This is a genomic window from uncultured Limimaricola sp., from assembly GCF_964022235.1.
Lineage (GTDB): Bacteria > Pseudomonadota > Alphaproteobacteria > Rhodobacterales > Rhodobacteraceae > Limimaricola.
Window position 1 is genome coordinate 213,313 of the sequence record NZ_CAXHZL010000003.1, and the last position, 25,873, is coordinate 239,185.

The 25,873-nt window shown below is 65.6% G+C and carries 26 protein-coding genes and 1 tRNA gene; 11 read left to right on the forward strand and 16 right to left on the reverse strand.

Features of this window, described 5'->3' with window-relative positions; all coding sequences use genetic code 11:
• Window positions 1-3: 3 nt before the first annotated feature.
• The 4 genes from AADJ02_RS05670 to AADJ02_RS05685 all read right to left on the reverse strand — a co-directional run bounded on the left by AADJ02_RS05670 (window position 4) and on the right by AADJ02_RS05685 (window position 4,546).
• Window positions 4-1,557 carry an ABC transporter permease gene (locus AADJ02_RS05670; protein ID WP_341212223.1) on the reverse strand — a complete coding sequence of 518 codons (1,554 nt, stop codon included), beginning with the start codon at window positions 1,555-1,557 and terminating at the stop codon, window positions 4-6.
• A 107-nt stretch (window positions 1,558-1,664) separates the two neighbouring features.
• Window positions 1,665-2,786, reverse strand: a complete 1,122-nt coding sequence (locus tag AADJ02_RS05675; RefSeq protein WP_341212025.1) for an extracellular solute-binding protein — start codon at window positions 2,784-2,786, stop codon at window positions 1,665-1,667.
• Between the two features lie 116 nt (window positions 2,787-2,902).
• The gene (locus AADJ02_RS05680; RefSeq protein WP_341212026.1) at window positions 2,903-4,003 is read right to left on the reverse strand and encodes an ABC transporter ATP-binding protein; all 1,101 of its coding nucleotides are present in this window, start codon (window positions 4,001-4,003) and stop codon (window positions 2,903-2,905) included.
• A 456-nt stretch (window positions 4,004-4,459) separates the two neighbouring features.
• Window positions 4,460-4,546, reverse strand: a tRNA-Leu gene (locus AADJ02_RS05685).
• A gap of 173 nt (window positions 4,547-4,719) precedes the next feature.
• On the opposite strand from AADJ02_RS05685, the gene lipB reads away from it, so the two are divergent.
• From lipB to AADJ02_RS05705, 4 genes are all read left to right on the forward strand, one after another.
• Window positions 4,720-5,394, forward strand: coding sequence for a lipoyl(octanoyl) transferase LipB (gene lipB / locus AADJ02_RS05690; protein WP_341212027.1), 675 nt, complete (start codon window positions 4,720-4,722; stop codon window positions 5,392-5,394).
• A gap of 143 nt (window positions 5,395-5,537) precedes the next feature.
• Entirely contained in the window at window positions 5,538-7,241 is a 1,704-nt protein-coding gene (gene ctaD / locus AADJ02_RS05695; protein ID WP_341212028.1) for a cytochrome c oxidase subunit I, read from the forward strand.
• Between the two features lie 84 nt (window positions 7,242-7,325).
• Entirely contained in the window at window positions 7,326-7,829 is a 504-nt protein-coding gene (locus AADJ02_RS05700; RefSeq protein WP_341212029.1) for a DUF2244 domain-containing protein, read from the forward strand.
• An 84-nt stretch (window positions 7,830-7,913) separates the two neighbouring features.
• Entirely contained in the window at window positions 7,914-8,066 is a 153-nt protein-coding gene (locus tag AADJ02_RS05705) for a hypothetical protein (RefSeq protein ID WP_341212030.1), read from the forward strand.
• A 90-nt stretch (window positions 8,067-8,156) separates the two neighbouring features.
• Here AADJ02_RS05705 and AADJ02_RS05710 read toward each other — a convergent pair whose 3' ends face one another.
• Both AADJ02_RS05710 and AADJ02_RS05715 read right to left on the reverse strand, forming a co-directional pair.
• Window positions 8,157-8,339, reverse strand: a complete 183-nt coding sequence (locus tag AADJ02_RS05710) for a DUF3008 family protein (RefSeq protein ID WP_341212031.1) — start codon at window positions 8,337-8,339, stop codon at window positions 8,157-8,159.
• 63 nt (window positions 8,340-8,402) lie between these two features.
• The gene (locus tag AADJ02_RS05715; protein ID WP_341212032.1) at window positions 8,403-8,861 is read right to left on the reverse strand and encodes a GatB/YqeY domain-containing protein; all 459 of its coding nucleotides are present in this window, start codon (window positions 8,859-8,861) and stop codon (window positions 8,403-8,405) included.
• A 153-nt stretch (window positions 8,862-9,014) separates the two neighbouring features.
• On the opposite strand from AADJ02_RS05715, the gene carA reads away from it, so the two are divergent.
• Together carA and AADJ02_RS05725 are read left to right on the forward strand one after the other, a co-directional pair.
• Complete coding sequence (carA, locus tag AADJ02_RS05720; protein WP_341212033.1) at window positions 9,015-10,175, forward strand: glutamine-hydrolyzing carbamoyl-phosphate synthase small subunit; 1,161 nt, start codon at window positions 9,015-9,017, stop codon at window positions 10,173-10,175.
• Between the two features lie 67 nt (window positions 10,176-10,242).
• A complete protein-coding gene (locus tag AADJ02_RS05725; RefSeq protein ID WP_341212034.1) occupies window positions 10,243-11,982 on the forward strand; it encodes a glycosyltransferase family 2 protein in 1,740 nt (579 codons plus the stop codon).
• Here the strand turns inward: AADJ02_RS05725 and AADJ02_RS05730 are convergent.
• Window positions 11,936-12,589 (reverse strand): GntR family transcriptional regulator, encoded by a 654-nt coding sequence (locus tag AADJ02_RS05730; protein WP_341212035.1) that lies wholly within the window; start codon window positions 12,587-12,589, stop codon window positions 11,936-11,938. The two genes, AADJ02_RS05725 and AADJ02_RS05730, sit on opposite strands and share 47 nt — an antisense overlap.
• A gap of 102 nt (window positions 12,590-12,691) precedes the next feature.
• Between AADJ02_RS05730 and AADJ02_RS05735 the strand changes: the two genes are divergently transcribed.
• Both AADJ02_RS05735 and AADJ02_RS05740 read left to right on the forward strand, forming a co-directional pair.
• Complete coding sequence (locus AADJ02_RS05735) at window positions 12,692-13,363, forward strand: pyrimidine 5'-nucleotidase (protein WP_341212036.1); 672 nt, start codon at window positions 12,692-12,694, stop codon at window positions 13,361-13,363.
• Between the two features lie 37 nt (window positions 13,364-13,400).
• Entirely contained in the window at window positions 13,401-14,597 is a 1,197-nt protein-coding gene (locus tag AADJ02_RS05740; RefSeq protein WP_341212037.1) for an FAD-dependent monooxygenase, read from the forward strand.
• Here the strand turns inward: AADJ02_RS05740 and AADJ02_RS05745 are convergent.
• Together AADJ02_RS05745 and AADJ02_RS05750 are read right to left on the reverse strand one after the other, a co-directional pair.
• Entirely contained in the window at window positions 14,594-15,049 is a 456-nt protein-coding gene (locus AADJ02_RS05745; RefSeq protein ID WP_341212038.1) for an Lrp/AsnC family transcriptional regulator, read from the reverse strand. The two genes, AADJ02_RS05740 and AADJ02_RS05745, sit on opposite strands and share 4 nt — an antisense overlap.
• A complete protein-coding gene (locus tag AADJ02_RS05750; protein WP_341212039.1) occupies window positions 15,046-15,501 on the reverse strand; it encodes an Lrp/AsnC family transcriptional regulator in 456 nt (151 codons plus the stop codon). Before AADJ02_RS05750 ends, AADJ02_RS05745 begins: the two co-directional genes overlap by 4 nt.
• 142 nt (window positions 15,502-15,643) lie before the next feature.
• Here AADJ02_RS05750 and ilvC point away from each other — a divergent pair, with 142 nt between their 5' ends.
• Window positions 15,644-16,666, forward strand: coding sequence for a ketol-acid reductoisomerase (gene ilvC / locus AADJ02_RS05755; RefSeq protein ID WP_341212040.1), 1,023 nt, complete (start codon window positions 15,644-15,646; stop codon window positions 16,664-16,666).
• Between the two features lie 256 nt (window positions 16,667-16,922).
• On the opposite strand, the gene AADJ02_RS05760 is transcribed toward ilvC, so the two are convergent.
• Window positions 16,923-17,075, reverse strand: a complete 153-nt coding sequence (locus AADJ02_RS05760; protein WP_341212041.1) for a hypothetical protein — start codon at window positions 17,073-17,075, stop codon at window positions 16,923-16,925.
• Between the two features lie 16 nt (window positions 17,076-17,091).
• Here AADJ02_RS05760 and AADJ02_RS05765 point away from each other — a divergent pair, with 16 nt between their 5' ends.
• On the forward strand, window positions 17,092-17,367 hold the full coding sequence (locus AADJ02_RS05765) for a hypothetical protein (RefSeq protein WP_341212042.1): 276 nt from the start codon (window positions 17,092-17,094) through the stop codon (window positions 17,365-17,367).
• A 53-nt stretch (window positions 17,368-17,420) separates the two neighbouring features.
• Here AADJ02_RS05765 and AADJ02_RS05770 read toward each other — a convergent pair whose 3' ends face one another.
• Window positions 17,421-17,762, reverse strand: coding sequence for a hypothetical protein (locus tag AADJ02_RS05770; protein ID WP_341212043.1), 342 nt, complete (start codon window positions 17,760-17,762; stop codon window positions 17,421-17,423).
• A 407-nt stretch (window positions 17,763-18,169) separates the two neighbouring features.
• Here AADJ02_RS05770 and AADJ02_RS05775 point away from each other — a divergent pair, with 407 nt between their 5' ends.
• Entirely contained in the window at window positions 18,170-19,084 is a 915-nt protein-coding gene (locus AADJ02_RS05775; RefSeq protein WP_341212044.1) for a DMT family transporter, read from the forward strand.
• A 2-nt stretch (window positions 19,085-19,086) separates the two neighbouring features.
• Here the strand turns inward: AADJ02_RS05775 and glmM are convergent, their stop codons facing one another.
• From glmM to AADJ02_RS05800, 5 genes are all read right to left on the reverse strand, one after another.
• Window positions 19,087-20,430: a phosphoglucosamine mutase gene (glmM, locus tag AADJ02_RS05780; protein WP_341212045.1), complete on the reverse strand. Its 1,344-nt coding sequence runs from the start codon at window positions 20,428-20,430 to the stop codon at window positions 19,087-19,089.
• A complete protein-coding gene (gene folP / locus AADJ02_RS05785) occupies window positions 20,427-21,422 on the reverse strand; it encodes a dihydropteroate synthase (RefSeq protein ID WP_341212046.1) in 996 nt (331 codons plus the stop codon). The genes glmM and folP overlap by 4 nt, the downstream gene beginning before the upstream one ends.
• Window positions 21,419-22,306: a dihydroneopterin aldolase gene (locus AADJ02_RS05790; RefSeq protein ID WP_341212047.1), complete on the reverse strand. Its 888-nt coding sequence runs from the start codon at window positions 22,304-22,306 to the stop codon at window positions 21,419-21,421. Before AADJ02_RS05790 ends, folP begins: the two co-directional genes overlap by 4 nt.
• Window positions 22,307-22,373: 67 nt before the next feature.
• Window positions 22,374-23,099, reverse strand: coding sequence for a cell wall hydrolase (locus AADJ02_RS05795; protein WP_341212048.1), 726 nt, complete (start codon window positions 23,097-23,099; stop codon window positions 22,374-22,376).
• Between the two features lie 179 nt (window positions 23,100-23,278).
• Window positions 23,279-25,774 (reverse strand): putative PEP-binding protein, encoded by a 2,496-nt coding sequence (locus tag AADJ02_RS05800; protein WP_341212224.1) that lies wholly within the window; start codon window positions 25,772-25,774, stop codon window positions 23,279-23,281.
• Between the last annotated feature and the right edge of the window lie 99 nt (window positions 25,775-25,873).

The window sequence follows — 25,873 nt, forward strand, 5'->3', positions numbered from 1 at the left end:
CTCTCAGCCTCCCAGCTTGACGTTGTCGATGCCGACGATGCGGTCGTAGACCCAGTAGAGCGTGAGCACGAGCGCCAGCAGGATGGTGCCCAGCGCGGCCGCGAGGCCCCAGTTCAACGACGACGAGATGTGGTAGGCGATCCGGTTCGAGATGAAGACGCCCGTGGTGCCACCGACGATCTCGGGCGTGATGTAGTAGCCGATCGACAGGATGAAGGCGAGGATCGAGCCCGCGCCGATGCCCGGCACCGAAAGCGGGAACCACACCCGCCAGAAGGCGGTCCAGTCGTTGGCCCCCATGGATTTGGCAGCCCTCATGTAGGAGGGCGGGATGGTCTTCATCACCGAATAGAGCGGCAGGATCATGAAAGGCAGCAGGATATGCGTCATCGCGATGATCGTGCCGGTGGCGTTGTTGATGAGCGTCAGGCGGTTGGCGTCCGACACCAGGCCGATCCAGACCAGCGTGTCGTTGATCACGCCCTGCTGTTGCAGCAGCACCTTCCACGCGGAGGTCCGCACCAAGAGCGAGGTCCAGAACGGCAGCAGCACAAGGATCATCAGCACGTTGGCCGAGCGCATCGGCAGTGTCGAAAGCAGATAGGCGATCGGGTAGCCCAGCAGGATGCAGGAGAAGGTGATCGCCAGCGACATCCACATGGTGCGCCAGAACAGCGTCAGATAGATCGTCTCGCTTTCTGGGCGCCACTGTGCTTCGCCGCCAGGGCCGTTCATCATGTCGACGGCGTTGAGGAAATAGCCGTCGGTGTAGTTCGGGCTGTAGGTCTCGATGACCTGCCAGACCTCGGGGTCGAGCCAGTCGTCATCGCTCTCCTCGAACAAGGCCTTGATCGACACGCTCTCGAAGCCCGAGACGTCGACGCTCGGAAAGCCTTCCGGAGCCGCGCCATTCGCGAGGTCGCGGTAAAGTGCGGTGAAGACGTAGTCGGGCACGTCTTCCTCGAGCGGATCGTCCTCGTTGGCTTTGACGGTCAGCTCGACCCAGGACTCCCAAGCGTCGGCCGCAAAGGGAAGTGCCGCGCGGATCTCGTCTCGGGCCATCCAGTCGACCCAGTTCGCGGGATCGGCCAACGCTGGGTCGGCTTCGGTGAACTGGTCGGTGTAAATATCGGTATCAAAGCGGCCCACGTCGCGGCCGGTGCCACGGAAGAGCGAGCTGAGACCGGTAGATTCGTAGTTCAGTCGGCTGCCGAGACGGGTGTGGCTCTTGTACTCGGCGGCAATGAACAGATCGGTGTAAAGCGCCTCGTAGACAGGCTCGCCGGGGGCTTCTTCGGGGAGGTTCTGATCCTTGCGAAGGGCCGCAACGGTGCGCGGCAGCGTCTCGGAGACGATCTGGTTCTCGACCGAACGGAACAGCATGTCGGCGATGGGGGCCACGAAGGCCACGAGGATGAAGATCAGCAGCGGTGAGACCAACAGGAAGGCGCGCAGCTTTTCGCGCCTGAGCGCGCGATTCAGGCTGTGCTTGAGCGGCCGGCCATCGGCGGCCAGCATCGGCCCTTCGGTCACCTCGCCGCCCGGAAGCGCCGCCATCGGCTGCTTTGGGGGTGTCGTCGCGCTGTCGGTCATCATGCCTCCGGAACTGGGGGTGGGACGGGGCCATGGCGGCCCCGTCCCGTCATCGCGTCAGACGCGCGGTCTTACTGCGCGAGCCAGGCCTGGAACTTGGCGTCCAGATCGTCGCGATAGTCGGCCCACCATTCGTAGTTCTGCACGAAGGCACCCTTGGCGTTGTCGGGGTTGGTCGGCATGTGCGGCGCCATGTCGATCCCGAGCTCGGCGTGCTCACCCACGAGCGGCGCGGAGGATTTGCGGGCCGGGCCGTAGGAGATGTACTTGGCCTGATCCGCGAGACGCTGGGTGTCGGTCGCGAAGTAGAGGAAGTCCTTGACGCGCGCGAGCTTGGCGTCGTCGAGGCCCTCGGGGATGATCCAGCCGTCGAGGTCGTAGGACTGGGTGTCCCACATCATGTTGACGGGTTGGTCCTGCTCGACGATCAGGCTGAACAGGCGACCGTTGTAGGTCGAACCGAAGACGACTTCGCCATCGGCGAGCAGCTGCGGCGTGTCGGCACCGGCCGACCACCAGATCGTCTCGTCCTTGATGGTGTCGAGCTTGGCGAAAGCACGGTCCTGGCCTTCCTCGGTCTCGAGCACGTCGTAGACGTCCTCATAGGCGACGCCATCACAGATCAGCGCCCATTCGAGGTTGTTGTGCGGGCGCTTCTCGAGCGACCGCTGACCCGGGAAGGTCTCGAGGTCGAACACGTCGCAGATGCTCTCGGGCTGCTTGCCGTCCCACTCGGCCACGTCGTTGCGGTAGCCGAAGGTGTAGGAGTAAGCGATCTGCGGGATGAAGCAGTCGGAGACCAGCATGTCGCCGAAATCCTCGGAGGCGGGCGTGCCGTCCGGCGCCGGGGCGAGATCCTCGTCGACGTCGATCTCCATCGCGAGACCTTCGTCGCACAGGCGCATCGCGTCGGCGGCGGTGGCGTCGACCAGATCCCAGGTGACGTTGCCGGCTTCGTTCTGGGCGCGCAGCTTGGCGACCGCTTCGGCCGAGCTTTCGTCCCAGGTAACGGTCACCTCGGGGTGCATCTCAAGGTAGGGCTCGACATAGGCCTTGAGCTGGCTCTGCTGATAGGCGCCACCCCAGCTGATGATGGTCATCTCGTTGGCCATCTCGACGTGGCTCTCGGCCCCGGCGACGGTGGCAGCGGCCACAAGTGCGGTGGTCGCAGTCAAAAGACGAGTGGTTTTCATAGAGTTGGAACTCCCGTTGGTTACCCGGTTCTTGGTTTGAAAGGGGACGCGGTCCGGGTGACGACGCCCCGCATAGGCCGCGCCCCCTTTGCGGGGGTCGCGGTGCGCGGTCGATCTCAGGGATCGAGCGCGCGGCAATCCTCGGCGTGCCAGCCGATGCGGATTTCCTGACCCGGCTTCAGCCGCGGCTGATCGGGCGCGTTTCTGGTCTTCATAATGAAGTCATCCTGTCCGGCCACGCGAAGCCGCGTGCGGAAGGTGTCCCCCATGTAGATGAACTCCTGCACGGTCGCGGGGAGCGTGTGCGCCCCTTCGGTGAGGCGTTCGGGGTTCGATTCCACCCGCTCGGGGCGGATCGACACGCGGGTGCGCTGGCCCACTTCGTGCACGTTGACCGGTAGCGCGTCGATCAGCTCGCCGTCGTCGAGCCGCACGAGGCAGGACGACGCGTCGATCTTCTCGATGACGCCTTCGAGCGTGTTGTTCTCGCCGATGAACTGCGCGACGAAGCTGTTCTGAGGCTTTTCATAAAGTTCGTCGGGCGGGGCCAGCTGCTGGATCCGGCCATCGTCGAACACTGCGACTCGGTCCGACATGGTCAGCGCCTCGGTCTGGTCGTGCGTCACATAGACCACGGTGATGCCCAGACGGTGCGCCAGATCGGTGATCTCGAACTGCAGCGTCTCGCGCAGCTGCTTGTCGAGCGCGCCCAGAGGCTCGTCCATCAGCACCAGCTCGGGTTCGAACACCAGCGCCCGCGCCAAGGCGATCCGCTGCTGCTGACCACCAGATAGCTGGGTCGGACGGCGATTCTTGAACTCGCCCATTTGCACCATGTCGAGCGCGCGCACGATCTTCTGCTCGCGCTCGGACTTGCCCATCTTGCGCACTTCGAGCGGGAAGGAGAGGTTCTCTCCCACTGTCATATGCGGGAACAGTGCATAGTTCTGGAACACCATGCCGATGCCGCGCTTGTGCGGTGGGATGTTGTTGATGGACTTGCCGTCGAGGCGGATCTCGCCATGGGTGGCAGTCTCGAAGCCCGCGAGCATCATCAGGCAGGTGGTCTTGCCCGAGCCCGATGGCCCCAGCATGGTCAGGAACTCGCCCTTCGGCAGTGAGAGGTTGAGATCCTTCACGACGAGCTTCTCGCCGTCATAGCTTTTCTGCACGCGTTCGAATTCCACGAACGCCTCTGAACTCGAGCCCTGGGCCAAGCCTTGCTCCCTGTTGTTATGCCGGCGGATTTTTTCCGCGCTTGTCAGCCGAGACTAAAACAAGGTGCTCTGCGCAATGCAACCGAATAGCCGACACGCAGATATTACGCCGGGTCACACCCCGAAAGGCACGACACAGACTGCTTGCACGAAAGGGCGTAGCGGGCTTCAACGCGGCGCGATGCCGCATGCTCAGATCGCTTTTACAGCACAATCCTGGGGGGATTTTTAGATAGATTATTCGCCATTAGCGATTATTCGATGTCGCGCAGAGACATGTCTATGTCGGATTCAGTCTCCAAGCGACCACGCAGACGGGACGAGATTTCAGCCTCGGCGACACTGGCTTCGACCGCATGACACAGGAAAAGGGCCAGCGTTTCCGCGGCCCTGCACTTCGAAGCTCATCTGCTCTGGGAGATCCGGCGGCCCGCCTTGCCGGCGGGCCTGCCTGAATGGTGCGGTCGAGAAGACTCGAACTTCCACGGGTGTTACCCCACAGCGACCTCAACGCTGCGCGTCTACCAATTCCGCCACGACCGCACGTGATCAGGTAGGATGGCGGCCTCATAGCCTCGGGCTTCGGGGGAGCGCAAGAGCGAATTTTGCCGGACCCGGCGTCAAGCGCGAGAATCTTGGCGACGACTCCGGGCTTTGACTTTTCCGCCCCCCCGCGCCACCCCGTCCGAGACGAGGCTTGATACGGAGTGCCGACAATGGTGGACTGGATCGTGAGCGACGGGCTGACCCCCTATGAGGAGGCGGTCTCTGCCATGGAGGCCCGCGCGACGGCGATCGCCGAAGGTTCGGCCGATGAGGCGATCTGGCTGGTCGAGCATGCGCCGCTCTATACGGCTGGCACCTCCGCCAGGATTTCGGATCTCACCGACCCCGACCGCTTTCCGGTGCATCACAGCAAGCGTGGTGGGCAGTATACCTATCACGGCCCCGGCCAGCGCGTGGTCTACGTGATGCTCGACGTGGGAAGTCGCGGCCGCGACGTGCGCGCCTTCGTCAAATCGCTGGAAGGCTGGATCATCGGCACACTGGCCGAGTTCAACGTCACGGGCGAATTGCGCGAGGGACGCGTCGGCGTCTGGGTACAGCGGCCCGACAAGCCGCTGACTGCCACGGGGGCCATGGCCGAGGACAAGATCGCGGCGCTGGGCATACGGCTGCGCAAATGGGTAAGCTACCACGGGCTGTCGATCAACGTGGAGCCGGAGCTGTCGCATTTTGATGGCATCGTGCCCTGCGGCATCTCCGAACACGGGGTCACCAGCCTCGTTGATCTGGGGCTGCCGGTCACCATGGCCGATCTCGACACCGCGCTCGAGCGCAGCTTTGCCGATTACTTCGCCGGAGAGTTGCGCCGCGCCGCCTCTCTCTGAGGCTTGCGCGCGACAGCATCGCGGAGCGCACTCCTGCGGCACCGTGACCGTTGCCCTGCCCGGCTTCTCCTTCTAGAAGGACGCCAATTGCCTGCGCGAGTCTGCGTGCGGGCCCGTCAGGCAACCAAACTCGGGAGAGCCACATGGCAGACGCCGCCATCCACGGCCACGGACACGAGGACAAGCGGGGGTTCTTCACCCGTTGGTTCATGTCCACCAACCACAAGGACATCGGGATCCTGTATCTCTTCGCGGCGGGCTTCGTGGGCCTGCTGTCGGTGATGCTGACCCTGCACATGCGGCTTGAGCTGATGCAGCCGGGCGTGCAGTTCATGTGCACCGAGAACGTGACCGGCAACCCGCTCACCACGATCCTGCGCTCTTGGGTGCCCACGGCCACCGAGGCCTGCACGCCCAACGGCCACATGTGGAACGTCGCGATCACCTACCACGGCGTGCTGATGATGTTCTTCGTGGTCATCCCGGCGCTGTTCGGTGGCTTCGGCAACTACTTCATGCCGCTGCAGATCGGCGCCCCGGACATGGCCTTCCCGCGGCTGAACAACCTCAGCTTCTGGATGTTCATCGCAGGCGTTGGCCTCGGCGTAGCCTCGCTTCTGGCGCCGGGTGGTAACGGTCAGGCGGGCTCTGGCGTGGGCTGGGTGCTTTACCCGCCGCTCTCGACCTCCGAGCCGGGCATGTCGATGGATCTCGCGATCTTCGCGGTGCACGTCTCCGGCGCCTCGTCGATCCTTGGCGCGATCAACATCATCACCACCTTCCTCAACATGCGCGCGCCCGGCATGACGCTGCACAAGGTGCCGCTCTTTGCCTGGTCGATCTTCGTCACCGCCTGGCTGATCCTTCTGGCCCTGCCGGTTCTGGCCGGCGCGATCACCATGCTGCTGACCGACCGTAACTTCGGGACCTCGTTCTTCCAACCCGCTGGCGGCGGCGACCCGATCCTCTACCAGCACATCCTGTGGTTCTTCGGTCACCCCGAGGTCTACATCATCATCATCCCCGCCTTCGGCATCATCAGCCACGTGATCGCGACTTTCTCGCGCAAGCCGATCTTCGGCTACCTGCCGATGGTATACGCGATGGTGGCGATCGGCGTGCTCGGCTTCGTCGTCTGGGCGCACCACATGTACACCGTGGGCATGTCGCTGACGCAGCAGTCCTACTTCATGATGGCTACCATGGTCATCGCGGTGCCAACCGGGGTTAAGATCTTCTCGTGGATCGCGACGATGTGGGGCGGCTCGGTCGAGTTCAAGACGCCGATGCTTTGGGCCTTCGGCTTCCTGTTCCTGTTCACCGTGGGCGGCGTCACCGGCATCGTGCTGTCTCAGGCCGGCATCGACCGCGCCTATCACGACACCTACTACGTGGTGGCGCACTTCCACTACGTGATGAGCCTGGGCGCCATCTTCGGTATTTTCGCGGGGATCTACTTCTACTTCCCGAAGATGACCGGCAAGATGCTCCCCGAACTCGCGGGCAAGATCCACTTCTGGGCGATGTTCATCGGTGCGAACATCACCTTTTTCCCGCAGCACTTCCTCGGCCGTCAGGGCATGCCGCGTCGCTACATCGACTATCCGGAGGCCTTCGCTACCTGGAACATGGTCTCCTCGATCGGCGCCTTCATCGCCTTCGCCTCCTTCGTGTTCTTCATCGTGGTGCTGTTCTACACGCTGCTGAAGGGCAAGAAGCATGGCCTTGCGAACCCGTGGAACGAATATGCCGACACGCTAGAGTGGACACTGCCCTCGCCGCCGCCGGAGCACACCTTCGAGACGCTCCCCAAGCAGAGCGAGTGGGATCACAGCCGCGCCCACTGACGGCACGGCCCGCAAGACGAGATCAGGGCCCGGCGGAAACGCCGGGCCCTTTTTCATCCCGCCCCCCCCCCCCCGAGACAAACGATGCCCGTTGAATGGACGCAACGCCCCGCTGATGACGCCCCCCCGCGGGCCGCGCTGCAGCTCTGGCCCTACCGCTCGCTGCCCAAGCGCGGCTTTGCGGGATTTATCGGCGGGACCGCGGCGCTGATCGCGTTGCCGCTGATCATGGTGCTGGGCACGCCGGTGCTCTGGGCCTTGCTGCCCTTCCTCGTCGCCGCCGTGGCCGGGGTCTGGTGGGCACTGTCACGCAGCTACCGCGACGGCGAGGTCCTCGAATCGTTGGAGATCACCCCCGAGCGGATGCGCCTTGTCCGCCGCGAGAGGGGCCATCCCGACCGGGTCTGGGAGGCCGACCCCTATTGGGTCGAGTTGCAGCTGCACGAGGGCGAGAGACCGGTGCCCGCCTATCTCACGATGCGCGGCGCGGGACGCGAAGTGGAGCTTGGCGCGTTTTTATCGGAGGACGAACGCCGAGCCTTGGCCGAGGATTTGCAACGCATTCTGGCCCGGATTGCCCGGCGCTGAAACGCTTGTTGTGCCCCGCGTCGTTACGTCGCCATGGAACTCCAACCCCAACATGGGCATTTTCATGGCAACGGAGGATTCGTCATGCCCAAGCACACCGCGCCGAAAGAAACGATCCGCAGGCTGGCCGAGACTGGCCGCGCCATTCTCGAAGGACTGGTGGGCGCCCTGCTGCCGCAGCCCCGCCCGCAGCACCGGCCGATCCCGATTCCCGTCTCTCCCCCGCGTCGTCGCTGACGGCAGCCGCAGGCGGCTACGGCCCCAGAACGACAAAGGCGGCCCCGCAAGGGAGCCGCCTTCTTCATGCAAGAGCGTTAGCGCGCGGCCTTAGCCCTTCTTTTCAGGCAGATTATCACGCTTGGTCTGCGCAAGGTCTTCGAGCTGCGCCTCGCTCATGTCGTCGTACATTTCTTTCGAGGCACCCTTGAGATCCTTGACCTTCGTGTCGCCTCGCTTGGCCGAAAGCGCCGCGCCCGCCGCCTTCTGCTGCGCCTTGGATTGTGCCGGCATGTCGGTCCTCCATGACTTGGACGACCGTAAAACGCGAAGGACAACGCCCGCGTTCCCGCAATCTCAGCTCAGGCGATCGCGCACCAGCGGGCCGACGCGGCCGAAGTCCATGCGCCCCATGTAGCGCCCCTTGAGGGCGGCCATGACCTTGCCCATGTCGCGGATCGAAGTGGCTTCGGTCTCGGTAATGGCCTGGGCCACGGCGGCTTCGGTCTCGGCTTCGGTCAGCTGACGCGGCAGGAATTCCTCGATCACCGTGATCTCGGCGCGTTCTTTTTCAGCCAGCTCCAGCCGTCCGCCTTCATCATAGGCGCGCGCGCTTTCCTGACGCTGCTTGACCATCTTTCCCAGAATGGCGAGCACGAGCTCGTCGGAGACCAGCCCCTCTTCGCCTTCCCCCCGCGCGGCGATATCGCGGTCCTTGATTGCGGCATTGATCAGGCGCAGCGTGGAGAGGCGCTCGGCCTCCTTGGCCTTCATCGCGTCCTTGAGGGAAGCGTTGAGCTTGTCGCGCAGGGTCATCTGGTCCCGTTCCGGATTGTTGCAGACACAAGCGGGCAAGCTACCCGGTTCGGCAGGGCCTGACAACAAGCCCCGCCGGGTGCCGCCGCGTCTTGATTCTTTTGCGCCCTGCCCCTAGGTAGCGGCGGGTTTCACTACAGGAGCAATGACGCCATGCCGATTAATGTTTCCGGCAAGCCGACCGCCTGCCTCGCGCTCGCGGACGGGACCGTGTTTTACGGGCAGGGCTTCGGCGCTCCGGGCCGCACCGTGGCCGAGCTGTGTTTCAACACCGCGATGACCGGCTATCAGGAGATCATGACCGATCCCTCCTACGCCGGTCAGGCCGTCACCTTCACCTTTCCCCATATCGGCAACACCGGCACCACCGACGAGGACGACGAGGCCGCCGATCCGGTCGCCGCGGCAATGATCGTCAAGTGGAGCCCGACCGAGCCCTCGAACTGGCGCGCCACCGAGACGCTGTCGAACTGGCTCGCCAAGCGCGGCCGTATCGGCATGGGCGGTGTCGACACGCGGCGTCTGACCCGCGCAATCCGCCAGCAGGGCGCGCCGCATGTCGCAATCGAGCACGACCCCGATGGCGAATTCGACCTTGAGGCCTTGGTTGCCGCCGCGCGCGGTTTCAAAGGTCTCGTCGGTCTCGACCTGGCGAAAGAGGTCAGCTGCGTGCAGTCCTATCGCTGGGACGAGATGCGCTGGGCCTGGCCCGATGGTTTCAAGACGCAGGACAACCCGCGCCACAAGGTCGTCGCCATCGACTACGGCGCCAAGCGCAACATTCTGCGCAGCCTTGCCTCGACCGGCTGCGAAGTCACGGTGCTGCCCGCCACCGCCACCGCGGACGAAATTCTGGCGCTGAACCCCGACGGTCTGTTCCTGTCGAACGGTCCGGGCGATCCGGCGGCAACCGGCGTCTATGCCGTCCCGGCGATCAAGTCGGTGCTGGAACGCTCCGAGATCCCGGTGTTCGGCATCTGCCTCGGGCACCAGATGCTGGCCCGTGCTCTGGGCGCGCAGACGGTCAAGATGAACCACGGCCACCACGGTGCGAACCACCCCGTGAAGGATCGTGAAACCGGCAAGGTTGAGATCACCTCGATGAACCACGGCTTCACCGTGGACAGCCAGTCGCTCCCCGAAGGCGTGATCGAGACGCATGTGTCGCTGTTCGACGGCTCGAACTGCGGCATCCGCATGACCGATCGCCCGGTGTTCTCGGTGCAGTATCACCCCGAAGCAAGCCCCGGCCCTCAGGACAGCTACTACCTGTTCGAACGTTTTGCCGAAGCCATGGAAGCGCGGCGCGCCTGAGGCGTTAACCGCGTCTTAACCCGCAAGGACCGAGCATCGGGCAGCCTTTCGCAAGGAAACCCGCCCGATGACCGTCCTTTCTCCGCCCAGTGCGGCGGAGGTCGTGACTGGCCCCGAGACTGTCGCGCCCGGCCGCTTCGATCCGACCGATTTACCAACGGACCTGCGCCTGCTGCGCCGCTTGGGCGCAACGCGGGCGCTGCACTTCGGAGTGATGCCTTGGCGGCACATCGGCGGATGCACCGTGGTGCTCTGCGCGGCCCCGCCCTCGGCTGAGGCCCGCGCAGCCTTGGAGCGTGCGGGTCTGGGCCAGCTGCGCTTCGCGATCTGCACGCCCGAAGCCCTGCGTGCGGCGCTTCTGCCGCATGTCGAGCCGGTGCTCTTGATGCGGGCCGAAGCCCGCGTGCCGTTCGATCAAAGCTGCCGGGGTGTCGGGCGTAGGCCGCTGTGCCTGCTCGCTGTCACTGTGATGCTCAGCACCGCCCTTGCGGTGGCATGGGCCCCCGGCGCGGCGCTGGCGCTGCTCTGCGCCCTGTGCGCGCTGACCTTGTGCGTCAACACCGCGCTCAAGCTCGCCGCCGCGATTGCCACGCTGGGCCGCGCCCCCGCCAAACCGCCACCTGCCTCCCCCTCGGCCGATATGCTGCCGGTCGTGACGCTGCTGGTGCCGCTGTTTCGCGAGGGGCCGATGGTGGCGGCGCTGTTGGATCGATTGGCGCGTCTCGACTACCCGCACGACCGGCTCGACCTGTGCCTGATCGTCGAGGCCGACGACACAGAGACCCGTGACGCGCTGACCCGGATTCTACTGCCCAGCTGGGCGCAGGTGGTGGTGGTGCCCGAAGGACGCCTCCGCACCAAGCCGCGCGCATTGAACTACGCGCTGTTCTTCACGCGCGGCAGCATCGTCGGCATCTACGACGCCGAGGATGCCCCTGCCCCGGACCAGCTGTTGCGCGTGGTGGCGCGATTTGCAGCCTGCGGGCCACGAACCGGCTGCTTGCAGGGCGTACTCGATTACTACAACGCCCGGTCCAACTGGATCGCCCGCTGCTTTACCCTCGAATACGCAAGCTGGTTCCGGGTGGTCCTGCCGGGGCTCGACCGGCTCGGCCTCGTGGTGCCATTGGGGGGCACGACGCTGTTCCTGCGCCGCCACGCGATCGAGGCGGTGGGCGGTTGGGACGCCCACAACGTCACCGAGGACGCGGATCTGGGCGTGCGGCTGGCGCGGCGCGGCTTTCGCACCGAACTGATCGACAGCGTCACGCTCGAGGAGGCCAACGCCCGTGTCTGGCCGTGGATCAAGCAGCGTTCGCGCTGGCTCAAGGGCTACGCGTTGAGCTGGGGGGTGGCGATGCACGACCCCGAGCGGCTATGGCGCGAGCTTGGGGCCTGGCGGTTCATCGGCGTGCAGGTGCTGTTTCTCGGCACGCTGGCGCAGTTCGCGCTGGCCCCGGTGCTGTGGTCGTTCTGGCTGGTGATCTTCGGGATGCCGCATCCGATGTCGCCATGGCTGCAGCCTCGGAGCCTCACGGGGCTGGCCATGATCTTTTTGCTGTCTGAAGGCGTGACTTATGCTGTCGCGGCATTGGCGGCACGGCGGGCCGGGCAACCGGGACTGGCGCTTTGGGCGCCCTGGCTTCAGGTCTACTTCCCCCTCGCCACCGTCGCGGTCTGGCGCGCGCTATGGCAGGTACTGCGCAGCCCGTTTCACTGGGAAAAGACCCGGCACGGCATCTTTGCCCCAGCGGCGGCGCTCAGGTCGCCGCCTCCACCTTCGCCGCGTCCAGCTTCAACCGAGTGATGAAGGCATGGCTGATGTGATCGCGCAGCGCCCGGTCGGCGGCGTCGCCATCGCCCGCCTCGATCGCAGCGACGATCGTCGCGTGCTCCTCGAGCGCGCCGCGGCCGCGTCCTTCGGCCGCCAGCGAGGTCGAAGCCAGAAGGGCCATGGAACGGTGCACGAGGTCGAGTTGGCGCACCAGAAAGCGATTGTGGCTGGCGAGGTGGATCTGCTTGTGAAACCGCCGGTTGGCGCGCGACAGCGCAGCGGGATCGTTGACCAATGCCTGATCGGCATCGAGCATGTCGCGCAGCACCCGCACCTCCTCGGGGGCGGCGTGACGTGCGGCCAGCCGCGCCGCCAGCCCCTCGAGTTCGCCACGCACCACGTAAAGCTCGGCCAGCTGCGTGTGATCGAGCGAGGCCACGATCAATGAGCGGCCATCGCGGCTCAACATGCCTTGGGTCTCCAACCGCTGCAGCGCCTCGCGCACCGGGGTACGCGACACGCCGAATCGATCTGCCAACTCGCTTTCGACGAGTCGGTCACCGGGGCGGTAGATGCCGCCGTCGATCGATTCGAGGATCAGCCCGTAGGCGTCCTTCTGCGAGGGTCTGGTGTCCTGCATGCGCGGCCTTCCCATGGGTTGGGAGACGATAGCCCCTGCGCAAGCCTGTGTTCAACCCGCGCCCATCTTGCCGCGCTCCGGTTGCGCCCATAGGGTCGCGTCATGACCGACACGCCCCTCTCCGCCATCGCCGCCGACTTCGCCCATGTCCGGGCTTGGGTCTTTGATCTCGACCACACGCTCTATCCGCCCGAAGCGCGGCTTTTCGACCAGATCGAGGTGCGGATGCGGGCTTGGATGATGCGCGAGCTGGGCATCGAGGCTGCCGAGGCCGACCGGCTGCGCGCCGACTACTGGGCGCGCTATGGCACAACGCTTGCCGGGCTGATGGCCGAGCACGGCCTGCCTGCCGATGATTTCCTGATCGACGTGCACGACATCGACATGGGCCATCTCGACGCCGATCCGGTGCTGGCCCGTGCCATCGCCGCTCTGCCCGGCCGCCGCATCGTCTACACGAACGGATCGAACCCCTACGCGCTGCGAGTGCTGGCGGCTCGCGGGCTAGAGGGGGTGTTCGATGCGGTCTACGGCGTTGAGCACGCGGGCCTCGTCCCCAAGCCCGAGCGCGCCGCCTTCGAAGCGGTCTTCGGGCTCGACGGGCTGGCGCCGGAACAGGGGGCGATGTTCGAGGACGACCCGCGCAACCTCGCGGTGCCGCATGCGATGGGTATGCGCACGGTGCTGGTCGGCCCGCCGGGCGCGCTCGGCGCCGATCACATCCATCATCACACCAGCGATCTCGCGGGCTTTGTGTCGCAGCTGGTGCGATAGGCTTTCCCACGCAGGCGTCGCGGCCTATCTCCATTCCATGACACAGAACATCGACATTCTCGTCTCGGGCGGCGGCATCGCAGGCCTTTCAGCCGCGGCCGCCTTTGGCGCGCGGGGCTTTTCGGTGCTCTGCGTCGATCCCGCGCCCCCCGTGCGCGAAATGGCCGAAGCCGGGGCCGACCTGCGCTCCACCGCCTTCCTGCAGCCCGCGCGCGCACTCCTCGACAGCGCCGGGATATGGGAGCGCCTCGCCCCACACGCGACGCCGCTGCAGGTGATGCGGATCGTCGAGGCCGGTCGCGGCACGCCGGTGAGCCGCGATTTTGACGCCGCCGATCTCGGGCCCCTGCCCTTTGGGTGGAACCTCCCGAATTGGCTCTTGCGCCGCGAGATGGCGGCCCGGATCGAAGAAATGGACCGGGTCGAGTTTCGCGCGGGCTGCGGCTTTGCCGGGCTGGTGATGCGCGACGACCGCGCGCTGGTGCGGCTGAGCGACGGCTCACGTATCGCGGCCAAGCTCGTGATCGCCGCCGATGGGCGCAGTAGCCCCGTGCGGGAGGCCTGCGGCATCGGTGTGCGGGTTCGGCGCTATGGGCAAAACGCGCTGGCCTTCGCGGTCACGCACGAAGCCCCGCATGACAATGTTTCCACTGAAATTCATCGCTCCGGCGGGCCCTTCACCTTGGTGCCGCTTCCGGATCTCGATGGCGCCCCCTCCTCGGCGGTGATCTGGATGGAGCCGGGGCGCGAGGCTGAACGGCTGGCCGCCCTGCCGGTGTCGGATTTCGACATCGAGGCCACCTCACGCTCCGAGCGGGTGTTGGGACGGCTGCACCTTGTCACACGGCGGCAGGCCTGGCCGATCATCCTGCAGACGGCGCGCGCGCTGACGGCACAGCGGGTGGCACTTGTGGCCGAGGCCGCGCATGTGATGCCGCCCATTGGCGCGCAGGGCCTCAACACCTCGCTGGCCGACATTGCATGTCTGGTCGATCTTGCAGCCGCGCGGCCCGAAGTGTTGGGCGACGCGGCGATGCTCTCGACCTATGCGCAACGCCGGTCGGGCGACATCGCGCTGCGCGAACATGGGATCGACGCGCTGAATCGTCTCGCCATGGCCGGCGGTCCACTGGCGCAGGCGGTTCGCGGCGCTGGCCTCAGCGTCATGCACGACGTGCCAGCGCTGCGGCGCGGGTTGATGCGGCTGGGGCTTGGCGCGCGCGGCGGCCGTTAGAGCGGGCCGGGCAGCCGCTCCTCGGACAAGAGTACGTTCGCCTCGACCGGGCCGATGCCCGGCAACGTCATGATCCGGCGGCGCAGCACCCGTTCGAAATCCTCCAGATCGCGCGCGACGACCCGAAGGCGGTAGTCGTAGAGCCCCAAAACATGCTCGACCGTCTGCACTTCGCGGATCGCGCAGACCGCTCGCTCGAAATCCTCGAGGCTGGCGCGGCCCCGGCTGGCAAGCTTGATGCCGAGAAACACCGTGACGCCGAAGCCCAAAGCCGCGGCGTCGAGATCGAGGCGACGGCCTTTGAGCGCACCGATTTCGCGCAGTCGCCGGATACGCCGCCACGTCGCAGGTTGCGACAGGCCCAATTCGCGCCCGAGATCGGCGGCGGGTCGGGTGGCGTCACGACTCAGCGCACGCAGCAACTGGCGATCGATGGCATCGAGATCGGTCACAGCGGCAGCGCCTCGTCGGATTTCACCACACTCAACGTCATCAGGCTCTCGATATCTGCGATATGCGGCAGCACGAGGATCTTCTCGCGATAAAGATCGCGGTAATGCCCGAGATCGCGCGCCACGATCTGCAGCCGCACGTCGACACGACCGAGGAAGGTCTGGATCTCGATCACCTCAGGCACCTGCCGGGCACGGGCGAGAAATTCGTCGAAGGCGCGCGGCTGGGTCTTGTCGAGTGTTACCCGCAGGCTGACCGCAACGGCAAAGCCCAAGGCCTTCCAGTCGATCACCCCCCGCACGCCGCGCAGCACGCCGGTCTCCTCGAGCCGCGCCAGACGCCGTGCGCAGCGCATGGCGGTGAGCCCGACGCGATCGGCCAGCTCGGCGGTGGAGAGGTCGGGGGCCTCCTGCAGAAGGCGCAAAAGGCGGCGGTCGGTGTCGTCCTGCATGAAGATCACGATATATCTACAATTTGAGAATGACCATCACGCAAATGATGCGATTTTCATGCGGTTTCCTCCTCGTATCCCCTGCCCCGATCCTTATGGTGCCCCTCAGAACGAGACAACGGGACCTCGAAAGGACCAGATCATGCGCGTTTACTATGACCGCGATTGCGACGTGAACCTCATCAAGGACAAGAAGGTCGCGATCCTCGGCTACGGCTCGCAAGGCCACGCCCACGCGCTCAACCTGCGCGATTCGGGCGCCAAGAACCTCGTCGTGGCGCTGCGCGACGGCTCGCCCTCGCGTGCCAAGGCCGAAGGCGAAGGCCTGCAGGTCATGGGCATCGAAGAGGCCGCCGCTTGGTGCGACGTGATCATGTTCACCATGCCCGACGAGCTGCAGGCCGAGACCTACCGCAAGCACGTGCATGAGCACCTGAAGGAAGGCTCCGCCATAGCCTTCGCGCACGGCCTGAACGTGCACTTCGGCTTGATCGAGCCCAAGGCCGGCGTCGACGTCATCATGATGGCGCCCAAGGGTCCGGGCCACACCGTGCGCGGCGAATACGTCAAGGGCGGCGGCGTGCCCTGCCTCGTGGCCGTGCACCACGACGCGTCGGGCAAGGCCATGGAAATCGGCCTGTCCTATTGCTCCGCCATCGGTGGCGGCCGCTCGGGCATCATCGAGACCAACTTCCGTCAGGAATGCGAAACCGACCTGTTCGGCGAGCAGGCCGTGCTCTGCGGCGGCTTGGTCGAGCTGATCCGCATGGGCTTCGAGACGCTGGTCGAGGCGGGCTATGAGCCCGAGATGGCCTATTTCGAGTGCCTGCACGAGGTGAAGCTGATCGTGGACCTGATCTACGAAGGCGGCATCGCCAACATGAACTACTCGATTTCGAACACCGCCGAATACGGCGAGTACGTGTCCGGCCCGCGCATCCTCCCCTATGAGGAGACCAAGAAGCGCATGAAGGACGTGCTCACCGACATCCAGAACGGCAAGTTCGTGCGCGACTTCATGCAAGAGAACGCGGTGGGTCAGCCCTCGTTCAAAGCGACCCGTCGCCTGAACGACGAGCATCAGATCGAGCAGGTCGGCGAGAAGCTGCGCGCGATGATGCCTTGGATCTCCAAGGGCAAGATGGTCGACAAGGCGCGCAACTGACCATCTTCGTATTTCGGAGTTGCCGGTCGGCAACAACTAGGGGGCGCCTTTGGGCGCCCCTGTCTTTTTGGACATGTACAAAGCAATCCATTCGTATAGAGTCTGCGTAAGGCCATGTTTTGCATGAATTCTTGCCGCAATTCGGCTCGATGTGACTCCTGTATGATTTTACAGGAGTATCAATCATGATTTCCGGCATCACTTCTAGCCTCACTTCAGGCCTTCAGTCGCTCTACTCGAGCTCCACCTCTTCGACTCAGTCCACGACGAGCACCACTTCGGCCACCGAGGCTGCCGAAGCCACTGCTGCGAGCAGCACGTCGAGCAGCGCATCGGCCCCGGTCTCGACCCAAGATACCGTCGTCTCGGCTTCGAGCAGTGCCAGCAAGTCCGACACGACCAGCAGCACGGCTCGCCGGGAAGACGTGACCGCGCGCAGCTCCGTCACCGTGCGTGCGACCGACATCGAAACGGCCGCCGAAGTCTCCGATCTCGCGCGCTCGCGGGCTGAAGCGCAGGCCACGCAGGACCGGCTGCGCCAGACCACTCTGGTCGCCACGATCTCGAGCGGCGAGTCCGCCGCGCCCAAGATCGCCCTCGTCGAGGACAAGCCCGCGTCGAGCCAGGCCGCGGCGACGCGCTATGCCGCCGCCAACACACCGGCCGCACCGGCCAAGGCGATTGCTGAAATGCGCGCCTGACATGCTTGGGGCCGACCTCAGGGTCGGCCCCGCCAGACGAACTCCATACCGGTTCAGCGCTCGATCACGTCAAAACGATGGGTGGCCATCACCTGACCATCGACCCGCAGAACCGCGACGATATCCTGCCGCACCGGCTGATCGACATGGACGCGCACATTGCTGTTGGCCCCGGCGTGCACCGGTTCGGTTCCAAGCAAGATCATCGTTCCATTCGGTCCCATGGTATAAATTTCGACCGTCCCGCTGCTCTGGGAGCGCACGATGCCCAGCTCAACGACCGAGGTCTGTTCCTGTAGACGACTTAGTGACGGAAACGCATTCTCCCCGGTCATCGCCAGCGTGCCCGTGGCCGAGGTGGTAAAGAGTGCCAGAGCTAAGAGTTTCCCATACATGGCTTCGACCCTTCTGTGTCATGGCGGGTCACGAGACCCGTGACATCAGGCTGCGCCTCGATCGGCGATCTGGCGACCATTGAAACATCACGATGGCGATCCTCAATTGTGATTTCGGCCCCCTCTTGAAACTTGCCGTTGATCGACCGGCGGCTTCACTCGCGCCTTGACGAACAGCAAAGAGGTCCCGCCTGCACCGACTTCAACCCTAGGGCAGCATAGAGCGATCACAGCGCTGTGATGGCTACGTGAACTGAGTGCCGGTGCTCACAGATCGTGATCTGCGCTTCGAGCCAGGTTGTGATGGGAAGGCTTCAGAGCAGCGTCGATGGCACCCTTGACCCTGAGTCGTGCGGATCCATGCTTCGATCATGGACTTTCTCGTAGCGTCATGCTGAAGCACCACCATGACGTCACAACCCACATCAGCCAACTGGCTGTCGATCCTCCTGCTCGGCCTGATCTGGGGCGGAACGTTTGCCGTCGTCCGGCTGGCACTCGACGGCTATGGCCCGGTCACGGTGGCCTGCGCGCGAACTGCGCTGGGGGCCATGGCGATGCTCGGGCTGATGCGGGTGATGCAGCGACGCGTGCCGCCGCTCACCCCACGGCTTACCGGCTACTTGATGGCAATCGGTCTGCTGTCGACCGCCTTGCCGTTCCTGCTGCTCTCATGGGGCCAGCAATACGTGCCATCGGCCTTTGCGGGCATCTCGATGGCGGCACTGCCCTTGTTCGTGCTGCCATTGGCGGCGGTGTTCTCGGATGAGCCCTTCCGCTGGCGCGGTGCCGTCGGGGTGGGCGTGGGTTTCCTTGGTGCGTTGGTGCTGATCGGTCCGGGCGTGCTGGCTCCGGGCGCAGGTCTCTCGGCTTGGGGTCAGATGGCCTGCCTCGCGGCGGCCCTCTCCTATGCGGTGGCGTCGATCCTGACCCGCCGCTGCCCGCCGATCGACGGCATCGTGCTCACGGCGCTCAGCCTCACGCTCGGGGCGGTGGTGCTGGTCCCGATGATGCTGCTCACCGAAGGGCTGCCGGGCTGGACCGGCGCGGTGCCGGGTGCGGCACTTGTGTTCCTCGGCCTGTTGCCCACGGCGCTCGCGGCGCTGATCCGTGTGACGGTGATCCGCTCTGCAGGATCGGTGTTCATGACGCTGGTGAATTATCAGGTGCCGGTCTGGTCCATGGCGATCGGCGCTCTGGGCCTGGGCGAAGCGCTGCCTTGGCGCTTTTTCGCGGCGCTGGCGCTGATCCTGACCGGTCTTGGGATCAGCCAAGGCCGGAACCTGCGCGACTTGCTCATGCGCGCGGCTCCGGCCCGCTGAAATCAGGCCACCGCCTTCACTTCTGCAACGATGCCCTCGACCACCTGCGCAAGCAGCGCGTCATCCTCGCATTCGGCCATGACCCGGATCAGCGGCTCGGTGCCCGACTTGCGGATCAGCAACCGCCCCTTGCCGCTCAGCAGCCCCTCGGCCTCGGAGATCGCCGTCTTGACCGATGCGACACTGAGCGGATCCTGGCCCGGCGCGTAGCGCACGTTCTTTAAGAGCTGCGGCACCCGTTCGAACTGACGCACCAGTGCGCTCGCGGGCTTGCCCGTCTCGATCATCGCGGCAAGGAACTGCAGACCGGCGAGGAGGCCGTCGCCGGTGGTGGCATAGTCGGTCATCACGATATGGCCTGACTGCTCACCTCCCAGATTCCAGCCGTTGCGCCGCATCGCCTCGACCACATAGCGGTCGCCGACCTTGGTACGCTCGAGGTTGAGGCCCCGCGCCGTCATGAACCGCTCGAGCCCGAGGTTCGACATCACGGTGGCCACCAGGGTGCCGCCGCGCAGCCGGTCTTCTTCGGCCCAGCGGCCCGCCATCAACGCCATGAGCTGATCGCCATCGGCGATCTGGCCCGTCTCGTCGATGATCATCACCCGGTCGGCGTCGCCGTCGAGACAGATCCCCAGATCCGCCCCTTCCTCGAGCACCCGCGCCGCCGCGTGGCGCGGTGCGGTCGAGCCGCAGTTCTGGTTGATGTTGGTGCCGTCAGGCGTCACCCCCACGGGGATGACCGTGGCGCCCAACTCCCAAAGCACCTCGGGGGCAACCCTGTAGGCCGCACCGTTGGCACAGTCGATCACCACCTTGAGACCATCGAGACGCTTGCCTTGCGGGAACGTCGCTTTGACCCGCTCGGCATAGCGGAAGCGGCCATCATCGACGCGCTTGGCCCGACCGATGTTGGCCGCCTTGGCAGGCTCGATCTGGCCCGCGACGATCGCCTCGATTTCGGCTTCGGCCTCATCCGAGAGCTTGAAACCATCAGGGCCGAAGAACTTGATGCCATTGTCATGGTGCGGGTTGTGGCTGGCCGAAATCATGATGCCGACGTCGGCGCGCATCGAATGGGTCAGCAGGCCCACGGCAGGCGTCGGCACCGGCCCCAGAAGCAGGGCGTTCATGCCTGTCGAGGTGAGGCCAGCGACAAGCGCGTTCTCGAACATGTAGCCCGAGAGCCGCGTGTCCTTGCCGATCACCACCCGGTGGCCGTTGGAGCCGTCATTGCGGAAATAGCGCCCGGCGGCGGCGCCGATCCTGAGTGCGATTTCGGCCGTCATCGGCCAAGTGTTGGCGGTGCCGCGCACCCCGTCGGTGCCGAAGAGCTTGCGTGTCATTCGTCCCATCCCATTACTGCCCTGAGCAGGCTCAGCGCCTGCTTTGTTTCTTCGACGTCGTGGACCCGCAGAACATGCGCTCCCTGCTGCGCCGCGATCAGCGCTACCGCAACCGAACCGGGCATCCGTTCTTTGGGGGCCTTGGCCCCCGAAATCGTGCCGATGAACCGCTTGCGCGAGACCCCGAGCAACAGCGGCAGCCCGAAGTCGTGAAACTGCGGCAACGCGCGCAGCAGGGCAAGGTTGTGCTGCAGATCCTTGCCGAAACCGATGCCCGGATCCACCAGCAGCCGATCGCGCGCGATGCCCATCGACACCGCCGCCTCGATTCGAGCCGACAAAGCGTCGTGGACCTGCGCCACCACGTCATCGTACTGGGGCGCTTGCTGCATGGTCGCAGGGGTGCCCATAGCGTGCATAAGACAGAGTGGCGCATCCGTCTCGGCCACCACGCCCGCGAGTTCGGGGTCGAAGGTCAACGCCGAGACATCGTTGATCATGTCCGCGCCTTCGGCCAAAGCCGCGCGGGCGACGGCGGATTTGCGGGTGTCGATCGAAATCGGCGTCTCCACACCGGCCGCACGCAGCGCCGCCACAACCGGGACCACGCGGGCGATCTCTTGGGCCACAGGCACCTCGGTCGCGCCGGGCCTGGTCGATTCGCCTCCGATGTCGAGGATCTCGGCCCCTTGCGCCACGAGTTCACGCGCCCTCGCCACCGCCGCGTCGCGCGTGGCATGGTCGCCCCCGTCGGAAAAACTGTCGGGCGTGACGTTGAGAATGCCCATGAGCCGGGGACGATCGAGCGTCAGTCCGCACAGCGGCGGTCGAGCCACCGTCAGCCGATCGCGCAACGCGGAATCCAGCGTCGAGACTTCGACTGACGCGCCATCGAGGCTGGCCTGAGCGAACCGTGGGCCCGACTGCCCGGCCAGCGGCAGGCCCGGCTCGAGCGAGGTCGGCCAAAGCGGATGCGGCGTCGCCCAGCTCATGTCGCCTCACCGGGCAAGGCGATCCGTCGCAGGGGTCGTGTCGTTACCGGAGCCGCCATGCCGATCAATACGATCTCGCGCGCGTCGAGCGTTTCGGCCAGCCATGTGGCAAGATCGGCAGCACCTGTGCCCGAAGGTCCATCAAGGGCGCTGACCGCCATGCGCGCCGGAGCCCAGAGCGTCGCCGCTCCCTTGCGCTGCGCCCAGTCGATCTCGGTGCGGTTATCGCGCACCTCGACCTCCGGCAGATCGGCCGACAGACGCCAAGCCGCTTGGTCGAGCGCCAAAAGCTCGATCCGGCCCCGGATCGCGGCATCGGCGACGACTGCAGCGGCGGGCTTGGCCTCGACGCAAAGGATCAGCGGGCCGGGACCGTCGAGCAATGCCCCGCGCCACGGCGCCACATCCGCGGCCGCACCAGCCGAGATCAGCGCCACCACCGGTCGCGGCGCCTTCGATGGCGGCCGCGCGCTGGCCCCGGCGCGCATGATCTCGACACCGAGTGCGCCGGGGCCGCGATCCAGCTTGCGGATGCGCACGAAGACCCGCTCGGCCTGAGGTTCGGCAAGGATGCGTTCGGCGATGCGTTCGGCCAGCGTCTCAAGCAGGTCGAGCCGCTCGGTCGCCAGCGAATCCGCCACCGCTTCGGTCAGTCGGTCATAGGAGAGGATACGGTCGACATCGTCGCCAGCCGGAGGCGCAGGCGCCAGTTCGGCCACGATATCGAAGGCGAGCCGCTGCGTCGCGTCACGCTCGGCGCGAAACGCACCGATCTCGACCTCGATGATGTGATCCTGAAGCAGGATGCGGTCGCGCAGTCCGGATGCCGTGGCCGCGGCGCGGGCTTGCGGATGCTCGAATGCGTGGCGGGTCTCGTCGGTCATCTGGCCACTCCGGGCTTGCGGGCATGGGGCATCTAACCTCCCCCCGCCCTCCCGGCAAGCATGGGCCTCAGTTCGAGGCGGTCCGGGTGGCCTCGCGGTAGAACAGATGCGCGCCGATCGCGGCGGTCTGGGGGATGCGACCAGCCCAGGAGGGGTTCACCGCCGTGGTGTGATAATGGGTAGCGCCGCCGGTCAGCTCGCGTGGGCCGTCGCCGATCATGATCTTGGCGATGCGACCCAGCTTGCTCCACGAGCCGCGATCGCTGACCGTGTCGGCGATGCCGTCACAAGTATAGGAGAACTGGCAGGCATACTTGCGCCCGGTGCCTTGGTTGACGACGCCGCAGATCGTCTTGGGGTAGTCGGGGCTGTCGACACGATTGAGGATCACCTCGGCCACCGCAAATTGACCCTTGAGCGATTCGCCGCGCGCTTCGAAGTAGAGCGCCTCGGTCAGGCATTCCCATTGCGCGTCGCCCTTGGCTGCTGGCAGCGCCGCCATCAACGCATCATAATCCTGCGTGGTCTGGGAGGCGATGCTCAGACCGCGCTCGGCGGCGGCAGGAAGCGTCATGGCATCGGCGGAAGCGGCCACGGGAACAATTTCGCCCGCTTCGCGTTGTTGTCCCAGAAGCAGGGCCAACCGGGCTTCCGCGCCGGGTGTTGCAACTGCGTTGTTCTGCGCCGCAGCGAGACCATCCTCGCTGGCGGTGGCTGGTGCTGCGGCCATCATCGTCGCAAGACAAGCCATCGCGCCAAAGCTGGGCAGGCGCAGAAAGTTCAATCGCTTCATTGCAGTGTCCCCGGTTCCTCGCGGTATGCCCCGCGCTGGCAGGTCGGGGGGTATGGGAACGGGTTCGGGGTGTCTACCTTTGCGTCACCCGACTCGGAGGGAACCGGCGATTCTTTGCCACAGTTGCAAGCAAAAAATCGCTCTTATCCACATCGGACTATACGATAGTGGTGATTTTGTCAGCTTTTGACCCGGTCGAGCAGCGCCAATTGCGCCGCCGCCAATCGTGCCACCGGAACCCGAAAAGGCGAACAGGACACGTAATCAAACCCTTGCTTGCGGCAGAATTCGATCGCGTTACGCGATCCGCCGTGTTCGCCGCAGATCGACAGGGTGACATCCGGTCGCCCCGCCCGACCGCGTTCGGCTCCGATCCGCAACAACTCGCCCACACCTTCGAGATCGAGGCTGTGGAACGGGTCCTCTTCATAGACACCGTGTTTCACATAGATCGACATGAACCGGCCCGCGTCATCGCGCGATAGCCCGTAGGTCATCTGCGTCAGGTCGTTGGTGCCGAACGACAGAAAGGCCGCGTGCTGGGCGATATCGGCGGCGCGCAGCGCGGCACGCGGTGTTTCGACCATCACCCCCAGACGATAGTCGAACTCGACGCCTGAATGCGCGCGCACCTGTGCGGCCACGGCATCGATCCGCGCCTTGACCAGCTCGACCTCCTTCATCGCCGAGACCAGCGGAATCATCACCTCCGGCACCACCGCCTCGCCGTCGCGGCTGGCTTGAATCGTCGCTTCGAAGATGGCGCGCGCCTGCATCTCGTAGATCTCGGGCACGGTGATGCCCAAACGTACGCCGCGCATGCCGAGCATCGGGTTGTACTCGGTCAGCGCCGCAACCCGAGCCTCAACATCCGACAGCGTCACCGCGAGGCCGTCAGCCAGATCGCGCATACCGGCGCGATCAGAGGGTAGGAATTCGTGCAAGGGTGGGTCGAAAAGGCGGATGCAGACCGGCTGACCCTGCATGATCTCGAACAAACGCGCGAAATCGGCGCGCTGCATCGGCAAGAGCCGCTCAAGCACGGCGCGGCGCGCGCCTTCGTCCTTGGCGAAGATCATCTCGCGCATCATGCCGATGCGTCCTTCCTCGAAGAACATATGCTCGGTCCGGCACAGCCCGATCCCCTGCGCCTGGAAATTGCGCGCGGTCTGCGCATCGGCAGGGGTATCGGCGTTGGCACGCACGCCGATGTCGCGGAAATCATCGGCCCAGTCGAGCAGCGTTCGGAACGCCCCGTCGAGTACCGCCTCGAACATCGCGGGCTCGCCTGCCAGCACCTGACCCGAGGTGCCGTCAAGCGTGATGATCTCACCCTCGGCGAGCTTGCGTCCCCCCGGCGCCACCATGTGGCGGCGCTTGGCATCGATGGTCAGTTCGGACGCGCCAACCACGCAAGGCACGCCGAGGCCGCGGCCGATGACAGCGGCATGGCTGGTGATACCGCCACGGATGGTCAGCACGCCTTCGGCGGCGTGCATGCCTCGGATATCCTCGGGCGTGGTCTCGCGGCGCACGAGGATGCAGGCCTCGCCGCGCGCGGCAGAGGCTTGTGCGGCATTTGCCGAGAACACGATCCGCCCGGTGGCGGCCCCCGGCGAGGCGGCGATGCCCGACACGATAAGGTCGCGTGGGGCGGAAGGGTCGACATGGCGATGCAGCAGTTCCGACAGCGCCTGCGGCTCGACCCGAAGCACGGCCTCCTCGCGCGGGATCATCCCGTCCTCGGCCAGCGCAACGGCGATGCGCACGCTCGCGCGCGACGACCGGTTCACCCGCACCGCGTCGAGCACGTGCAGACGGCCCTCCTGCAGCGTGAACTCGATCTGCATCTCCTCGCGCAGTCGCTCGCGACACAAATGGCCCATCCGCAGCAACCGCTCGAAGGCGTCGGGGCAGATCTCCTCGAAGGAGGACCCCCGCTCGTCCCGGGTGAGATAGATCGCCCCGGCCCCGGCCTTGAGCGCATCGCGCCCCTGGCTCTGGCTGAGGTATCGGCCCGTCACTTGCGGCTTGCCGGTCTGGCTGTCGACGAACTGGATCACGCCGGAGCCGCATTCTCCCTGTCCCACGCCGAGCGCCATCTGCTGCACCACGAGGCCCAGCCCCGCATCGGCAGGCGCGCCCTTGCCCTGCCGCAAGAGCCGCGCGGTAGTGCCCTCCCACGCGCGGGCCATGGAGCGCAGCACTTCGCAAAGCTGCACGGAGATGTCCTGCGGGAACGGCTCCTCGGCCTCGGCCTCATAGGCGGCAAGCGCGGCGCGCAGCGCGTCGGGGCCGGGGTTGTCGGGGATGTCGAAGCTGTCGGGATCTAGTCGGGCGACATGCACGGCCCAACTTTGGATGAATCGCAGATAGAGCGAGGTCGCCGCTTCTTCGCCGACCTCGTCGCAGAGCCGCGCATGGCTCAGATCCGTCATGCCGATGTTGAGGATCGCCCCCGGCCCGCCCCAGTCGGGATCCTGACTCGATGGGCGCACCGACAAAAGCGGCGCTTCGTCGAAGTGGCGCATGATCTGCGACAGGTCGGGCATCCGCCCCTGTGCGATGGAATGCACGCAAGAAAACGACAGCGCCACCGTGGTCGGCAACGGCAGCCCCATGCGCACGAGGCGCTGCAGACACTTGGCCCGGCCGCCATGGCGCACGGCCGACATGTCGGCCTCGGGCGTGATCAGCAGGATCTTCGGGTCTCGTGGCAATTGCTGCACTGCGGCACTCCTTGTCGCCGCAAGATAGGCCGTGCGGGGCGATCC

What these genes read in the sequence shown, in the direction of transcription:
- AADJ02_RS05670 (WP_341212223.1), bottom strand. Translation starts at nt 1,557, where the DNA reads ATGGCGGCGCTTCCGGGCGGCGAGGTGACCGAAGGGCCGATGCTGGCC.
- AADJ02_RS05675 (WP_341212025.1), bottom strand. Translation starts at nt 2,786, where the DNA reads ATGAAAACCACTCGTCTTTTGACTGCGACCACCGCACTTGTGGCCGCT.
- lipB (WP_341212027.1), top strand. Translation starts at nt 4,720, where the DNA reads ATGGTGGACTGGATCGTGAGCGACGGGCTGACCCCCTATGAGGAGGCG.
- ctaD (WP_341212028.1), top strand. Translation starts at nt 5,538, where the DNA reads ATGGCAGACGCCGCCATCCACGGCCACGGACACGAGGACAAGCGGGGG.
- AADJ02_RS05700 (WP_341212029.1), top strand. Translation starts at nt 7,326, where the DNA reads ATGCCCGTTGAATGGACGCAACGCCCCGCTGATGACGCCCCCCCGCGG.
- AADJ02_RS05705 (WP_341212030.1), top strand. Translation starts at nt 7,914, where the DNA reads ATGCCCAAGCACACCGCGCCGAAAGAAACGATCCGCAGGCTGGCCGAG.
- AADJ02_RS05710 (WP_341212031.1), bottom strand. Translation starts at nt 8,339, where the DNA reads ATGCCGGCACAATCCAAGGCGCAGCAGAAGGCGGCGGGCGCGGCGCTT.
- AADJ02_RS05715 (WP_341212032.1), bottom strand. Translation starts at nt 8,861, where the DNA reads ATGACCCTGCGCGACAAGCTCAACGCTTCCCTCAAGGACGCGATGAAG.
- carA (WP_341212033.1), top strand. Translation starts at nt 9,015, where the DNA reads ATGCCGATTAATGTTTCCGGCAAGCCGACCGCCTGCCTCGCGCTCGCG.
- AADJ02_RS05725 (WP_341212034.1), top strand. Translation starts at nt 10,243, where the DNA reads ATGACCGTCCTTTCTCCGCCCAGTGCGGCGGAGGTCGTGACTGGCCCC.
- AADJ02_RS05730 (WP_341212035.1), bottom strand. Translation starts at nt 12,589, where the DNA reads ATGCAGGACACCAGACCCTCGCAGAAGGACGCCTACGGGCTGATCCTC.
- AADJ02_RS05735 (WP_341212036.1), top strand. Translation starts at nt 12,692, where the DNA reads ATGACCGACACGCCCCTCTCCGCCATCGCCGCCGACTTCGCCCATGTC.
- AADJ02_RS05740 (WP_341212037.1), top strand. Translation starts at nt 13,401, where the DNA reads ATGACACAGAACATCGACATTCTCGTCTCGGGCGGCGGCATCGCAGGC.
- AADJ02_RS05750 (WP_341212039.1), bottom strand. Translation starts at nt 15,501, where the DNA reads ATGCAGGACGACACCGACCGCCGCCTTTTGCGCCTTCTGCAGGAGGCC.
- ilvC (WP_341212040.1), top strand. Translation starts at nt 15,644, where the DNA reads ATGCGCGTTTACTATGACCGCGATTGCGACGTGAACCTCATCAAGGAC.
- AADJ02_RS05770 (WP_341212043.1), bottom strand. Translation starts at nt 17,762, where the DNA reads ATGTATGGGAAACTCTTAGCTCTGGCACTCTTTACCACCTCGGCCACG.
- AADJ02_RS05775 (WP_341212044.1), top strand. Translation starts at nt 18,170, where the DNA reads ATGACGTCACAACCCACATCAGCCAACTGGCTGTCGATCCTCCTGCTC.
- glmM (WP_341212045.1), bottom strand. Translation starts at nt 20,430, where the DNA reads ATGACACGCAAGCTCTTCGGCACCGACGGGGTGCGCGGCACCGCCAAC.
- folP (WP_341212046.1), bottom strand. Translation starts at nt 21,422, where the DNA reads ATGAGCTGGGCGACGCCGCATCCGCTTTGGCCGACCTCGCTCGAGCCG.
- AADJ02_RS05790 (WP_341212047.1), bottom strand. Translation starts at nt 22,306, where the DNA reads ATGACCGACGAGACCCGCCACGCATTCGAGCATCCGCAAGCCCGCGCC.
- AADJ02_RS05795 (WP_341212048.1), bottom strand. Translation starts at nt 23,099, where the DNA reads ATGAAGCGATTGAACTTTCTGCGCCTGCCCAGCTTTGGCGCGATGGCT.
- AADJ02_RS05800 (WP_341212224.1), bottom strand. Translation starts at nt 25,774, where the DNA reads ATGTCGGCCGTGCGCCATGGCGGCCGGGCCAAGTGTCTGCAGCGCCTC.